This is a genomic window from Paenibacillus soyae (assembly GCF_024623455.1).
Classification (GTDB): Bacteria; Bacillota; Bacilli; order Paenibacillales; family Paenibacillaceae; genus Pristimantibacillus; species Pristimantibacillus soyae.
Genome location: NZ_JANIPJ010000001.1, coordinates 363,768 through 377,729, shown reverse-complemented (window position 1 = coordinate 377,729; position 13,962 = coordinate 363,768). Strand labels below are relative to the sequence as shown.

12 protein-coding genes are annotated in these 13,962 nt (G+C 55.9%); 4 read left to right on the top strand and 8 right to left on the bottom strand.

The window, feature by feature from the left end; genetic code table 11:
* Positions 1-59: 59 nt before the first annotated feature.
* From NQZ67_RS01695 to NQZ67_RS01685, 3 genes are all read right to left on the bottom strand, one after another.
* Positions 60-1,796, bottom strand: coding sequence for an extracellular solute-binding protein (locus NQZ67_RS01695; RefSeq protein WP_257442125.1), 1,737 nt, complete (start codon positions 1,794-1,796; stop codon positions 60-62).
* A gap of 129 nt (positions 1,797-1,925) precedes the next feature.
* A complete protein-coding gene (locus NQZ67_RS01690) occupies positions 1,926-2,804 on the bottom strand; it encodes a carbohydrate ABC transporter permease (protein WP_257442124.1) in 879 nt (292 codons plus the stop codon).
* A 39-nt stretch (positions 2,805-2,843) separates the two neighbouring features.
* Positions 2,844-3,698 carry an ABC transporter permease gene (locus tag NQZ67_RS01685; protein ID WP_306812661.1) on the bottom strand — a complete coding sequence of 285 codons (855 nt, stop codon included), beginning with the start codon at positions 3,696-3,698 and terminating at the stop codon, positions 2,844-2,846.
* A 266-nt stretch (positions 3,699-3,964) separates the two neighbouring features.
* Here NQZ67_RS01685 and NQZ67_RS01680 point away from each other — a divergent pair, with 266 nt between their 5' ends.
* Together NQZ67_RS01680 and NQZ67_RS01675 are read left to right on the top strand one after the other, a co-directional pair.
* Complete coding sequence (locus tag NQZ67_RS01680; RefSeq protein WP_257442122.1) at positions 3,965-5,716, top strand: sensor histidine kinase; 1,752 nt, start codon at positions 3,965-3,967, stop codon at positions 5,714-5,716.
* A 2-nt stretch (positions 5,717-5,718) separates the two neighbouring features.
* Entirely contained in the window at positions 5,719-7,347 is a 1,629-nt protein-coding gene (locus tag NQZ67_RS01675) for a response regulator (RefSeq protein ID WP_257442121.1), read from the top strand.
* Here NQZ67_RS01675 and NQZ67_RS01670 read toward each other — a convergent pair.
* Together NQZ67_RS01670 and fni are read right to left on the bottom strand one after the other, a co-directional pair.
* Entirely contained in the window at positions 7,319-8,335 is a 1,017-nt protein-coding gene (locus NQZ67_RS01670) for an MBL fold metallo-hydrolase (protein WP_257442119.1), read from the bottom strand. The two genes, NQZ67_RS01675 and NQZ67_RS01670, sit on opposite strands and share 29 nt — an antisense overlap.
* A 50-nt stretch (positions 8,336-8,385) precedes the next feature.
* Positions 8,386-9,465, bottom strand: a complete 1,080-nt coding sequence (gene fni / locus NQZ67_RS01665; RefSeq protein WP_257442117.1) for a type 2 isopentenyl-diphosphate Delta-isomerase — start codon at positions 9,463-9,465, stop codon at positions 8,386-8,388.
* 232 nt (positions 9,466-9,697) lie between these two features.
* Between fni and nagB the strand changes: the two genes are divergently transcribed.
* Both nagB and nagA read left to right on the top strand, forming a co-directional pair.
* On the top strand, positions 9,698-10,423 hold the full coding sequence (gene nagB / locus NQZ67_RS01660; protein WP_257442115.1) for a glucosamine-6-phosphate deaminase: 726 nt from the start codon (positions 9,698-9,700) through the stop codon (positions 10,421-10,423).
* Positions 10,424-10,426: 3 nt separating this feature from the next.
* A complete protein-coding gene (gene nagA / locus NQZ67_RS01655; protein ID WP_257442406.1) occupies positions 10,427-11,605 on the top strand; it encodes an N-acetylglucosamine-6-phosphate deacetylase in 1,179 nt (392 codons plus the stop codon).
* 130 nt (positions 11,606-11,735) lie between these two features.
* Here the strand turns inward: nagA and NQZ67_RS01650 are convergent, their stop codons facing one another.
* From NQZ67_RS01650 to NQZ67_RS01640, 3 genes are read right to left on the bottom strand one after another with little or no spacing between them, the layout of a single operon-like run.
* A complete protein-coding gene (locus NQZ67_RS01650) occupies positions 11,736-12,518 on the bottom strand; it encodes a DeoR/GlpR family DNA-binding transcription regulator (protein WP_257442404.1) in 783 nt (260 codons plus the stop codon).
* A gap of 2 nt (positions 12,519-12,520) precedes the next feature.
* Positions 12,521-13,477 (bottom strand): sugar kinase, encoded by a 957-nt coding sequence (locus NQZ67_RS01645; RefSeq protein WP_257442113.1) that lies wholly within the window; start codon positions 13,475-13,477, stop codon positions 12,521-12,523.
* Positions 13,478-13,502: 25 nt separating this feature from the next.
* The gene (locus NQZ67_RS01640; protein ID WP_257442111.1) at positions 13,503-13,928 is read right to left on the bottom strand and encodes a hypothetical protein; all 426 of its coding nucleotides are present in this window, start codon (positions 13,926-13,928) and stop codon (positions 13,503-13,505) included.
* Between the last annotated feature and the right edge of the window lie 34 nt (positions 13,929-13,962).

Genomic DNA, 13,962 nt, shown 5'->3' with positions numbered 1-13,962 from the left:
TTCAGGGTGGCAGGCCGCTCTCGAACTGTCGTTCTTATATCATCATGCTCTTGAAATGGTTATTGCGCTTTCTCGTACCACTCGTTTACTTCTTGCGTAATTTGTTCGCCGCCGGATTTCATCCAGTTGTCGACCATCGTATCGAAGGAATCAAGCGGCTGCTGGCCGTAAACGATTTTGCTGTACGTTTCGTTCAGAAGCTTGTTCAGAAGCTCGTTTTTGCTTTGCATGGTTTCGGTCAGAGGACCCATGTAGTAGTTCTTCATCCGGATGTCCTTCTGATCGACGACGACCTTCATCGCGTCGATGTTCTCTTTCGTGCGGGTATTGAATTCCTGCTTTTCGTAAGGCGTTTCCGGCTGAGCGCCGCCCGCCAGCTTCACATGCGTATCGGCGTAGAGCGTCGGAATGCGCGCGCCTTCGTATGTCAGCGAGTAGAACAGCGGCGGCGCCGTTTTGTCCTTCAGACCAGGGAACAACTCCGGATATTTGGCGATATCCGCCGTCAAAGTGCCGTCTTCCAGAAGCGCATAATCGTAGCCTTCCGCGAAGCCGTTCGCGAATTCGCTGCCCGGCTGCGGGTTCGCCGTGTTCTCGAAGAACCAGTTGTAGTAATGCAGGACCGCCTCCGGATGCTCGGCGTCTTTGTTAATGAAGAGATAGCCGTTGGACGGCGGGTTGCCGCCGGCGGAGCCGATTTTGCCGTCGTTGCCGGCCGGTACGGGATACGCCTTGAAGCTTGCGCCCGGTACGTTCGTTTTCAAATCCGGGAATGGCCATGCAGGCAGCCAGTTCGGGCCGAACATAATACCGGCTTCTCCTTTGGTGAACAGCTCGGAGCCAGCCACTTCGTCGAAGAGCGCAGCGTCCTGGGAGATGTAGCCTTTCTCCATCCATTCCTTCAGCTTAGCAAGCGCATCTTTGGCAGCCGGATTCACGGAGCCGTGCTCCAGCTTGCCTTCCGCATTCAGATTCCATTGTCCGGGCATCGTGCCGAACGCGCCGAACACGAAGCCGATGTCCGTCATCCAGTTGTTAAAGCCGTTCTTGAAGCCGGTAGCAAGACCGATCGTGTCCGCCGTACCGTTGCCGTCCGGATCCTTGTTGACGAAGGCGTCCATGACGGCTTCCAGCTCGCCGATCGTCTTAGGCGCCTGCAGACCCAGCTTTTCCAGCCAGTCCTGGCGGATCCACATGACATGATCGCCGTTGTACGCGTAGTCGAGAATCGGCAGCGCCATCTTCTCGCCGTCGCGGGTAATCGGCAGCCAGATCGCCGGATCATGCTCGAGACCTTGCTTGTACGTCTCGTTGGCGTATTGGTCCACCAGCTCGCCCACCGGCATGAATTGACCGGAGTCGATCAGCATGTTCACCGTCTCCAAATCGCCGCGGTATGCCACGACGTCCGGCATATCCTCTCCGGAGGAGAGCATTAAGCGAAGCTTCGTCTTATAAGCGTCATTCGTATTCGTGACCACCCAATTATATTTCAGTTCGATGCCGAGGCGTTCTTTGATCAGACGGGTATGAACGTTATCTTCGATGCTTTCGCCTTCCTTGAATACCGATCCGTTCTCGTTGAGGCCCCAAACGGTCGTAAGCGTAATAGGCGTCGTGTACTTGCCGTTCACGAACCCTTCTTCGCCGCCCGCGTCGGCGGTAGCGGTTGCGCCTCCGTTCGAGCCTGCGTTGTTGCTTGGAGCCGCCGAGTTGTTGCCGTTATTGTTGCCCGAGCAGGCCGCGATCGTGACCGCGAACGAAAGCGTGAGCAGCACTGACAGCCACTTTTTCATTCTGATTACCCCCAGTAAGTTAAATAATGTTATTAATAACGAATTTTTCAATATCGTTATGAATTAATCATAATAGCAGGCTTGCAAGCGTGAAAGACCACTTTTTTGTCATTGATGCCATTTTGTCGCCTATTCTTTGACGGCCCCGAGAATAATGCCTTTGACGAAATAGCGCTGCAGGAACGGATAAACAAGCAGGATCGGCAGCGTTCCGATAAAGATCTGGGCCGATTTGACGGTACGCTGGGATATGTTCTTCAGCTCGTTGACGTCGGGATTGATTTTGTTGAAGTCCTGCTGCACGATAATCGTTTGCAAAAAGGTAGATAACGGATATTTACGATAATCGGTAATAAATAATAGTCCGTCAAACCATGAGTTCCAATGCATGACCATCGTGAACAAGGAGATCGTCGCGATCGCCGGCATGGACACCGGCAAATAAATGCTGACGAGCGTCCGGAATTGCCCGGCGCCGTCGATAAGCGAAGCCTCCTCCAGCTCCTTCGGCACGGCGCGGAAGAAGTTCATCATCAGCACCATGTTGAAGACGTTGATCGCGAGCGGGAGCACGAGCGCCCAAATCGAGTTCATCATGTCCAGGTTGCGGATCAGCATGTAGGACGGCACGATGCCGCCGCTGAACAGCATGGTGAACAAGAAGAACCACATATAGATGGAACGGCTCCGGAAGCCCGCGCTATCCTTGGATAACGCATAGCCCGCTAGCGTCATCAGCCCCATGCCCACGGCGGTGCCGAGCAAGGTCCGCTCCACTCCGACGAGAAGCGCGTTGTGGAAGTTGTCGTTGTTCAGCGTTTTCGTGTACGCCTCGAAGTTAAAGCCGATCGGCACCAGGCCGACCAGATTGGAGTTCGCCGGCGCGCTTGCGCTGAAGCTGACCGCGAGAATGTGAATCAGCGGCAGAACGCAAGTCAAGCATATCACGCCGAGGAGCAAATAATTGCAAGCCGAAAAGAATTTGTAGCCCTTCGTTTTATAGTACATGCTTTCCCATCCTTTTTCTCTAGCGTCTCTGGCGTAAACTTAAAAAATGCGATAGCCGGCGTATTTGTAGGCCAGTCGATAAGCGAACACGATCAGAATGAGGCCGATCACCGACTTGAACAGTCCGACGGCCGTGCCGAAGCTGTACTGCCCGTTCAATATCGCCGTCCGGTAGACGAACGTGTCGATAATGTCGCCTTTGTCGTACACGAGAGAGTTGTAGAGATTGAAGATCTGGTCGAAGCCGCCGTTCAGAATGTTGCCTAGCGACAGCGTCCCGACGACGACGGCGATCGGGATCATTGCCGGCACCGTGATATGAACCGTCTGCTTCCAGCGGTTCGCCCCGTCCACTTCCGCCGCTTCGTACAGCGAAGGATTCACTCCGGCGAGCGCGGCCAGGAATACGATCGTGTTGAAGCCGAAATTTTGCCAGATGTCGCTGACGACAACGGTGAACCGGAACCAGTCTCCGTCCGCGAGCCACGGAATCGTCTCCATGCCGAGCGCGTTCAGCGTCGTGTTCACGATGCCTTTGCTGCCGAGCATATCGGTCAGTATGGCGCCGAGAATAACCCAGGATATAAAATGCGGCAGATAGACCAAAGTCTGAACGACCCGCTTAAAAAGCATTTTCCGAATCTCGTTCAGCAGTATCGCGAATACAAACGGCACGATAAGCCCGAATATAATTTTCAACCCGGAAATGATCAGCGTGTTCCAGATGACCTCCTTGCTGTCCGGGTATTCGAACATAAACCGGAAATGCTCGAGTCCGATGAACTCGGAGCCGAATATGCCGTCCTTCGGCTTGAAATCCTGGAACGCCATGACAAGCCCGCCCATCGGCACGTACGCGAATATAAGCGTCACAATGGCTGCCGGCAGGAGCATAAGATGCAGAGGCCAGGTTCGGCTCAGCTTCTCTTTGCTGCGCTGTGCTTGCTTAATTTTCGTATGCGGCTGCAGCGGTTCGTTGATCGCGCTTTCCACTGTGTATCCGCCCCCTTTCAAAAAAATGCAGTTGTAATTTCAGTTCTCTCCTGTATCATGATTTTATCAGCACTCTCTCCTGTGCTTATAGACCACGTTCTTTGGAAGCATGCCAATTTCTTTGTTTTCTGCTTCCTTTTCATCCCTATCCGAGAGCGAGGAGCCCCATGCGGTTAAGAGAAAACACTTTTGCGAAAATCATGACACTGATCATTTTGCTATTAATTCCCATTATTTTATTGTATACGCTTTCAATTCGTACGAGCATTCAAGTCATCAAGGAAGAGATGCATTCGCTCAAACAGAAGGACATTACCTATCTGGCCAGCGAAATCGACAAAAGCGTCACGACGCTCTCCTCCCTCGGCTTCCTGCTCAGCGAGGATATCCATATCCAGCAGCTGCAGACGCTGCATCTGATCGAAAGCGCCTACGAACGGAATGACGAGAGACTCCGCATTATGGAGCGTCTCCGCCTTCTGAACGTATCCCAGCGCTGGGACACGCAGTACAGCATTCTCGCGCCGGAGAACCAAGAGTTCGTGTCCACGAATACATATCTGACCTACAACCTCGACACGGTCAAGAGCCTTCTCGCTCCGACTTGGAGATACGAGGAAATGACGATCCAGAACTTCAAGCAGCAGCGCTTCGTCCGTCATATCGTGAAGCCGAAGAGCAAGCTGGCGAATCTCGAGAAGGCCGGCATCATCGTCGAAATTTCGTTTCCGGAGGAGCATATCATCAAGGATCTCGACGCCTTCAAGGAAACGGGCAAAGGCGACCCGTTCCTGATGGATCCCGAAGGGCGCACGATCCGCAACAAAAACGCGGACAAAGAAATGATCGCCGCTATCGGCGGCTTGATCCAATCCTCCGAGCTGCATCCGAAATCGAGCAACCAAATCGTCAAAATCGACGACAGCGACTATCTGGTCACGTTCGCGCACATCGAAACGCTGAACTGGTATCTCGTCGATTACATGCCGATCGAAGACGTGCTTCAGCCCATCGTGAAAAGCCAGGTGCTGTTCTACGGCTCGGTGGCCCTGCTCCTTATCATGAGCCTGCTCGCGGGCTACCTGCTGTACCGGAACGTGCAGCGGCCGATCGGTCTGCTGATTCGCAACGTCAAGCGGCTTCAGGAAGGGAATTACGCGGCGCGGATTACCGTGAATCCGAAAAACGAATTCGGATATCTGTTCGAACGCTTCAACGACATGGCGGCGGAAACCGAGCGGCTCATCGGCAAAGTGTACGTGGAGGAGCTTAGACGCCGCGAAGCGAACGTCAAGCAGCTGCAATCGCAGATTAATCCCCACTTCCTGTACAACTGCTTCGCCTTGATCCGAAGCCTGGCGAGACTCGATAAGAAGGAATCCGTCATGACGATGAGCATGCATCTGTCCAAATATTACCGCTATACGACGCGGGTCGAGAAGCTGACAGCCACGCTGAAGGAGGAGCTGCAGCTGCTCGAGAGCTATCTCGAAATTCAACGCTTTCACATTCAGCATTTGAATTACGCCATCGACGTGCCGGAGGCCATGCTCGAGCTCGAGATCCCCCGGCTGCTGCTGCAGCCGATCGCCGAAAACGCCGTCCTGCACGGCATTGAACGCTTTGATGGAGACGGTCTTATTACCATTACGGGGACTATGGCGGGAGGCTGGAATACGCTCGTCATCGAGGACAACGGCGTAGGAATGACCGATGAGGCGCTGCAGAAGCTGGAACGCGACCTCATGAATACGCCGGACGACAACACGGGCTGCGCGCTGTGGAATATTCGGCAGCGCATGCTGTTCCAGTTCGGACCGGAGGCGTCTATAAGGTTCCGCTTGCGCCCCGAGGGCGGCGTGAGCGTGCAGCTGGAGTGGCCCGATTCGGACCAAAATCAACCAAGAGGAGCTGAATAATCATGTATCAGTTGTTAATCGTGGATGACCAGCCGGATCTCGTGCTCGATCTGGCCACGATGCTGCCGTGGAGCAGCATCGGAATCGATGCCGTCTACCAGGCGGGCTCCGGTCCCGAAGCGCTGGACATCATGAGATCCACGCCGATCGACGTCGTCATTACCGACATCCGCATGCCGGGCTTGTCCGGTCTTGATCTGATCGAGGCGATTCGGGAAACCTGGAGCCACGTCAAGTGTATACTGCTATCCGGTTACAACGATTTCGAATACGCGCAGCGCGCGCTCAAAAGCCAGGCAACCGATTATTTGCTGAAGCCGGTGGAGGACGAAGAACTGCTCGCGGCCGTCCGGAAGGCGATATCGGAGCTGGAGGCAAGGTGGCGGGAGGTCAGCTCCCATCAAAGCGCGATTGCATCGATTCGCGAGAACCTCCCGATTCTTCGTTCGCATCTTCTTCATGCTTTGCTTCAGGGGGAGTCCATGAGCAGGAGGCAGCTCGAGGAACGGCTCGCCATGGTCGAGCTGCCCATCGGCTGCGATACGCCGTTCTGCATGATGCTGCTACGAATGGAGGATTACTTCTACGAGCAGAACGAAAGAGACAGCTCTCTGCTGGAATTCGCGGTATGCAACATTGCGGAGGAAATATTCGGGGAGGAGCACCGGCTCTGGTACGCGAAGGATGGCTTCGGTTATTATGTCTTCCTTATTTTCCCGAAAAGGCCGACGACTCTTCAGGCGCTTCCGTCTGCCGTGAGCATCGAGACGATCGAGCAGAAGGCGGCCCATCTTCAGCATTACGTCAAGCTTTATTTGAAGGGGACGATCTCGCTGGCCCTCAGCAGGCCAAGCCTGTTCTCCGAGCGGCTGTCCGCCGTGTATGAAGGCCTGGTCGGCAGCTTCCGCCAACGTATCGGCGGAGAGCGGGATTTCCTGCTGACGCTCAGCGAACACGTCCAGCCAAGCGAAGGAGAGGCCAACTCGCTCTCCCAGCTGTATCAGCCGCCGCAGATGAGCCACTTGCTGGAGGCCGGGCAGTGGGAGGCGGCCGAGCAGAAGCTGGCGCTCATATTCGAGGAGCTCGAAGAGAAGCGCGGGGATTCCCACGAGCATATCCTGGAGGCGTACTTCGCTCTCGTCAGCTCGTTAACGTACGCCATCCACAAAAACAAGCTATGGTTAGCGGAATGCCTGGGCGGCGAATTCAATCAACTGCTTGCCGGTCCCCACTTCCATACGATCGCGCAGCTCCGTTCATGGATAGACGAAGCGGTTAGCTCCTATCGCGGCCGCATGACCGATCGCGTGCAGGATTCGCGCACGGGATTGATCCAGAAGGTGCAGGAATACGCGGCCGGCCATCTCGCTGACGCCTCCTTGCAATCCATCGCGGATCATGTGTATCTGAACCCTTCCTATCTGTCCAAGGTCTATAAGCTGGAGACGGGCGAAGGGATCAGCGAATATCTATCCCGACTGAAGATGGAAGCCGCCGCGCATCTTCTCCGTTCCTCGCCGGACAAAATTTACGAGATCGCGTCGAAGGTCGGCTACCAGAAAACCAGCTATTTCATTAAAGTGTTCAAGGAGCGCTACGGCATCACTCCGCAGGAATTTCGGGACAAGTGACCTTCACCGCGGCGAATTCATATACGCCTTGCTCCGTCTTGGAAGAGTCGATAATCCCTTTCAGCTCCAGATGGTAGAGGTGGGCGAGCGTCTCTGACATCGCGAATCTGAGATTATGCGGATTCTCCCTCAGCCTTGCCCCGAACAGCTTCTCGCAGAGCGAGAAGGCGGTTTGGGGCTCTTCCGCCAGTTGGCCCGCCATCGCGTTCAGTCTTCTGGCATGATGGCTTTGCAGCTCCACAATCCGCCCCCGGAAATCGGCGAAAGGGTCCCGGTGTCCGGGCAGCGCAAACTCGACGTCGTACGCCTTCAGCTGCTCCAAGCTGCGAAGGAAATCCGCCAGCGGATCGCGCTCCTCGTCCGGAATGGCGCTGACGTTCGGCGTTATATGCGGCAGCACTTGATCCCCACAGACCATCCATTTCATAGCCGGTTGATAGAAACATACCGCTCCGTATGCATGGCCGGGCGCGTCGATCAGCTCCCAGCGGCGGTCGCCGAGCATAATCGTCTCTCCAGGCTCCATATACTGGACGACCGGCTGCGGCGACACGAGGGCAACAAACCCGTCCAAATTGTCCGCGATGGCGTCCATCACCTCTTCCGGCATGCCATGCGCCATATAAAGCGCGCGCAAATCATCGGGAAAGCGGCTATCTTCGCCCCAGAGGCGGAGCGCATAATCATGCGAGCGCTTCGTCATCCATACGGAAGCGCCGCTCATCTCCTGCACATATCCGGCCAGGCCGTAATGATCGGGATGCTGATGCGTGAGGACGACGCGCCGGATATCCGACCAATCCAGACCCTTCCATTCGAGCACGCCTTCCCACAGCGTCTTCGCCTCCTCGGTGCCAAGGCCCGGGTCGATCAGCGTATAGCCTTCTTCCTCCGGCACGAGATAGCTGTTCACCCATTTCAGCGAAAACGGGAGAGGTACCTTCACCTGCACCCAGCCGTTCGTTAATTCCACTATCGTTTCGTTCATGCTATCGCCTTCCCCGTCATAATCCTTTCTCAGCATATTCATGAGATGGATTATTGCTTTCTAACCAGTCGGTTGGTACCCCGCAGCTTGTCGATGGTCGCAGCGCCGATTCCGAACATCGCGGCGCGAAGCTCGAATTCTATGCGCTCGAATTGCCCAAGCAACCGTTCTACGGATAAATCCATGTCCTGCCCTGCCGCCCGCGGCAGCAAGATTCGTCCGAAGCCCGCGAGCCCGGCGCCCAAGGCTATAGCCTTCGCGGCATCGACGCCGCTCCGCAGACCTCCGCTAGCGATCAGAGATACGCCGGGCAGCCGGTCTCTGATGTCAACGATGCTGTCCGCTGTCGGTATTCCCCAGTCCGCGAACGCCTCCGCCGCTTCCCGTCTAATCGCGTCTTGGACGCGGAATTTCTCTACTTGGCTCCAGGATGTCCCACCTGCTCCGGCGGCGTCAATGAAAGCGACTCCCGCTTCGCTAAGCTTGGCCGCAGTTTCGCCATCGATGCCCCAGCCGACCTCCTTCACCCCAACGGGTACCGGCAGACTCGCGCATACCGCTTCGATACGCGACAGCAGACCCGAGAAATTCGTATCCCCTTCAGGCTGGAATACTTCCTGCATCGCGTTCAAATGAAGAACAAGCGCATCCGCTTCCGCGAGCTCCATCGCCCTCCGGCACGACTCCGCGCCGAAGCCGTAATTCAGCTGCACCGCGCCGATATTGGCGATAACGGGAATCGTCGGCGCTTCCTTCCTAATGCGGAAGGTCGCCGCAAGCTCCTCCTGTTCGATTGCGGCGCGCATCGAGCCGAGTCCCAAGGTCCACCCCCGCTCCTCCGCCGCGACAGCCAATCTCTTGTTGATCGCTCCCGCTTCATCCGTTCCTCCCGTCATGGAACTGACGAGGAGCGGAGTCCGGACGGGCCGTCCCAGCCACTCGGTAGTAAGCTGTATATCCTGGAACGACAATTCCGGAAGAGCGTTATGGATGAATCGGTATTGCTCGAATCCGGTATACACGTCCTTGCCGTTCACATCCTCTTCCAGACAGATTCGGATATGCTCTCCTTTTCGCTTTGCGGTTCCTCCCGCTAGTTCTTGCTGCTGGCTCAATGCGCTACCTCCCATTAATGGATCCGGACCGTTTCTTGTATGGTCAAAGCATAACATAATTTCCCTCAAATTGCTCATGCGCGCCATCGCGGACATGGGGCCCTATAGAACACCGCTTATGTCAAACTAAATTTATGATTTTTTCGATCATTTATTTGAAATGAGCAATCAAAATCATTGTGCAAAATTCCTTTTTCATATACACTTAAATCAGAAGCTATGCAATCCGAACAATCAGGAGGCAGCCATGGAGATTAAAATTTTTGAGACGTCGGAACAGCTTGACAGTTACGCGGCGGAGTTGTTCACGCAGCTGCTTAACGAGAAACCGAACGCGGTTCTGGGCCTGGCCACGGGATCGACACCTATCGGCATTTATGACAAAATAGTAGAGAACTTCAATCATAACAAAGTGAGCTTCAGCGGCGCGACGACGTATAACCTCGACGAGTACGTCGGCCTGACGCCGGAGAACGATCAAAGCTATGCCTATTATATGAACCGTCACCTCTTCTCCCGAATCGACATTCCCTCGAGCCAGACGCATCTGCCGAACGGAATGGCGGAGAATCCGGAGGAAGAATGCACGCGCTACGACGCCCTGCTGAACGCGCATCCCGCGGACATTCAACTGCTCGGTCTCGGGCATAACGGCCACATCGGCTTTAACGAGCCCGACGGGGAGCTGTCGGCCGGCACGCATGTCGTCAAGCTGAAGGAAGAGACTCGGGAGGCGAACGCCCGCTTCTTCGCGTCTATGGACGAAGTGCCGAAGGAAGCGTACACGATGGGCGTGGGCTCCATATTGAAGGCCAATACGATTCTGCTCGTCGTGCGAGGCTCCGACAAAGCCCGTATCGTCAAGGAAGCGTTGACGGGTCCGATTACGACTCAGGTGCCCGCTTCCCTGCTGCAGACGCATCCGCGGGTCATCGTATTGCTTGATCGAGAAGCGGGAAGGATGCTGGAATAGATGATGGAGAAAGCTTCGACATGGACCGTTCATAATGTTCATATCGTTTTGGAGGACCGGGTTGTCAGAGGAAGCGTGAGCGTTGTGGACGGACGCATCGAGAGCATCGCGGAAGCGGGCCTGGATCAGGCGGCCCCTTCTGGAAGCATCGACGGCAACGGGGGCTGGCTGCTGCCGGGCTTCATCGATCTTCATGTCCACGGCGGCTTCGGCGGGGACTTTATGTATGCGAACCATGAAAGCTTCGACCGGATCACGGGCTTTCACGCGTCCCAAGGCACGACCGGCATGCTGGCTACGACGATGACGGCTTCCAGGGAAGCGATCGAAGCCGTGCTTGACGCCGTCACTTCCTATCAGCAAGACGGCATGCCTTACGCAACGCTGCTCGGCGTGCATCTGGAAGGTCCGTTTATTAGCGAGAAATGGCCAGGCGCCCAAAATCCGGCCTACATCCGCGACCCGCAGCTGGACTGGTTGAAGGCATGGACCGAACGTTATCCCGGACTTATTAAACTTCTGACAATGGCACCCGAGAGACCCGGCTCCATCGAAGCGATCGAATGGATGGCGGAGAACGGCATCGTTGCCGCGGCCGGACATACGGATGCTTACTACGAAGATATGAAGAAAGCGGCGGACGCCGGCCTTACGCATGCCGTTCATACGTATAACGCCATGCGCGGCTTGCATCACCGCGAGCCCGGCACGCTCGGCGCCGTATTGACCGACGACCGAATCTACGCGGAGATTATCGCGGACGGCGAGCACGTGCACCCCGCGGCAATTGCTCTGCTCCTTGCCGCCAAGCCGCTGGACAAAGTCGTCATCGTGACGGACGCCATCGAAGCGGCAGGAATGCCGGACGGCGCGTACGAGCTCGGCGGCCTCGCCGTCGTCGTGAAGAACGGCACGGCGCGGCTTCGCGAGGGCAATGCGCTGGCAGGCAGCAGCCTGACCATGATTCGCGCAGTACGTTATCTCCTATCGGCAACGAAGCTGAGCATCGTCGACGTCAGCCGTATGGCAAGCGGCAATCCGGCGAGAGAGCTTGGCCTGTTCGGCCATACCGGATCCATTGCCGCCGGCAAGGCGGCGGACCTCGTCTTAACGGATGCCGACCTGAACGTCGAACGGACTTGGGTTGCCGGACGCTCCGTTTATAGCAACCGTGATTCTTAAGATTTAGATTAGAAAGGGCAGTTCCATGTCGATTTCGACCTCTGGGACTGCCCTTTCTACAGGAAAAAAAAAGCCGGCCAGGAACGTTCTCCTGACCGGCGTCAATCTTTATTTTCCAAGTTAGCTTCATCTAGTCCGTTACATACACGGCAACTTGCTCACGCTGCAATTGGTCCCCCAGCTCGCCATCAAGCTCGGAGTCCGTAATGACGGCCTTAAGCTCGGACAGCGAAGCCACCGAGAATAACGACGTTCTGTTCGTCTTCGTGTGATCGAATACGGCATACGTCTCTTGCGAGCGCTTGATAAGCGCTTTGGCGATCTGGGCCTCCTGCTCGGAATAGCTGGAGATGCCTCCTGAGGCCGATATTCCGTCGACGCCGATGAACATCTTGCCGATATGGAGCTGAGCCACCATTCCTTCGCCGAGCGGACCGCACAGCTCGAAGCTGTTATGGCGCATAATGCCGCCGGTTACGACGACTTGGATCGGGCTGCCCGCCAGCTCCATGGCGATATTCACGGCGTTCGTCACCACCGTAATGCCTTTGCGCGACTTCAGCAGCTTAGCGAGCAGGAAATTGGTCGTACCGCCCGATAATCCGATGACGTCGCCCTCTACGATCAACGTCGACGCTAGCTGGGCGATCTTCTCCTTCTCCAGGATCGACAGCCCTTCCTTCTCGGCGAAGTGCAGCTCTCGCATCGTGCTCATGCCGTCGTACATGGCGCCGCCTATCGTGCGGATGACCGGATACGTACCCTCCATTTGCTCCAAATCCCGACGCGCCGTCGCCTCCGAGCAGCCGAATCGTTCTACCATTTCGGTTATCGTAATGCGCCCTTGCTGCTTCAGCAGCTGGAGAATCGCTTCGCGTCTGCGCTGGCCCTTGGATCCGCTCCCATCCATCATCATTAGCGTTCCACCCACGCTTTGGCCGACATCCGCTGCTCCACGACTTCCCACTCCGGCAGCGCCTCCCAATCGCCGCGCATCTGCACGACAAGCGAGCCGTTAATGCTGGCAAGTCGCACCGCTTCCTCAGGCGACATGCCTTTCATGATGCCAGCCAGGAAGCCTGCGCAGAAGCCGTCGCCCGCTCCTACGGTATCCACCACTTGCTCCGCGGGGTAGAATGGGACCGATGTCTCCTGATCCTTGTCGAGAACGACGGTAGCGTCTCCCATTCCTTTGATGACGGTAATCGCTTTAAGCTCATTCAAGCGGCTCTTGACCACGGCGTAATCATCCCTTTCATAGAGCAGCTTCAGCTCGTCCCAGCCCGGCAGGAAATAGTCCGCGTCCGCCGCCAGAGGCAGAAGCGTTTCTCTGGCCTGCTCGATCGACCACAGCTTCAGCCTCAAATTCGGGTCAAAGCTGACCAGAACGCCCGCTTCCTTCGCGATATCCACCGCCCGGCGGACCGTTCTCCGGCCTTCCTCGCTGATCGCGCAAGTTATGCCCGTCACATGAAGAAGCTTTGCCCCTCTTATGTACTCTTCATCGAGATCTTCGGGCTTCATCCGGCTGGCTGCCGAGCCCTTGCGGAAATAATGGACGGCGAGACGTCCCGCCACATGCTCGCGGAACATCATGCCCGTAGGCGCTTCGACGCTCAGCTTAGCGCGAGAGACGTCGACGCCTTCTCCGCGAAGCGTTTTCAAGACGAGCTTGCCGAACGGGTCGTCGCCAAGCGCGCCGAACCAGCCGACAGACGAGCCGAGTCTCGCGAGACCGATGGCCACGTTGCTCTCCGCCCCGCCGAAGCTTTGCTCCAGCTTGGAAGCCCGTTCAATGGATTTATGCTCCTCCGGCATGAAGAGCGCCATGGATTCGCCGAACGTTATGATTTGAGGTGAAACGTCTCGCACAACTTAGTCCCCCTAATACGTTCTCTTATTTATAAATAGGATCGACCATGAAATAAATGATCGCCACGTATAGAACAAGAATGATCATGCTCATCACTTTGGCTTTGTTGATGAACGAAGTCGCGCTTTGACCCGCTTCGATCGAATTCACGACTTGCTTGAGCGGCTTGGTCATGATGCCGCCGAGCGCTGCGATAGCCAAGAACAGAAGCGTTACGATCACCATCCAGATGACGGCGTATTCGCCTTGCGACATTAAGTAGCCCCCTGTCAGAAGCTGCAGCACGAGGAAATATTGCGCAATCCGGTTAGCGGACAATAAACCTTTGGCGAGGCCGGCTTGTCCAGAACCATCCGCCTTGCTAGCCCCTCCGAGCATAATGGGCAGAACGATATAAAACCCCATCCCCACCGCGCCAAGCACGTGTAATAACATCATAGCTCCGTACATTTCTATTCCTCCTGTATCATTTTTCCTATAATCA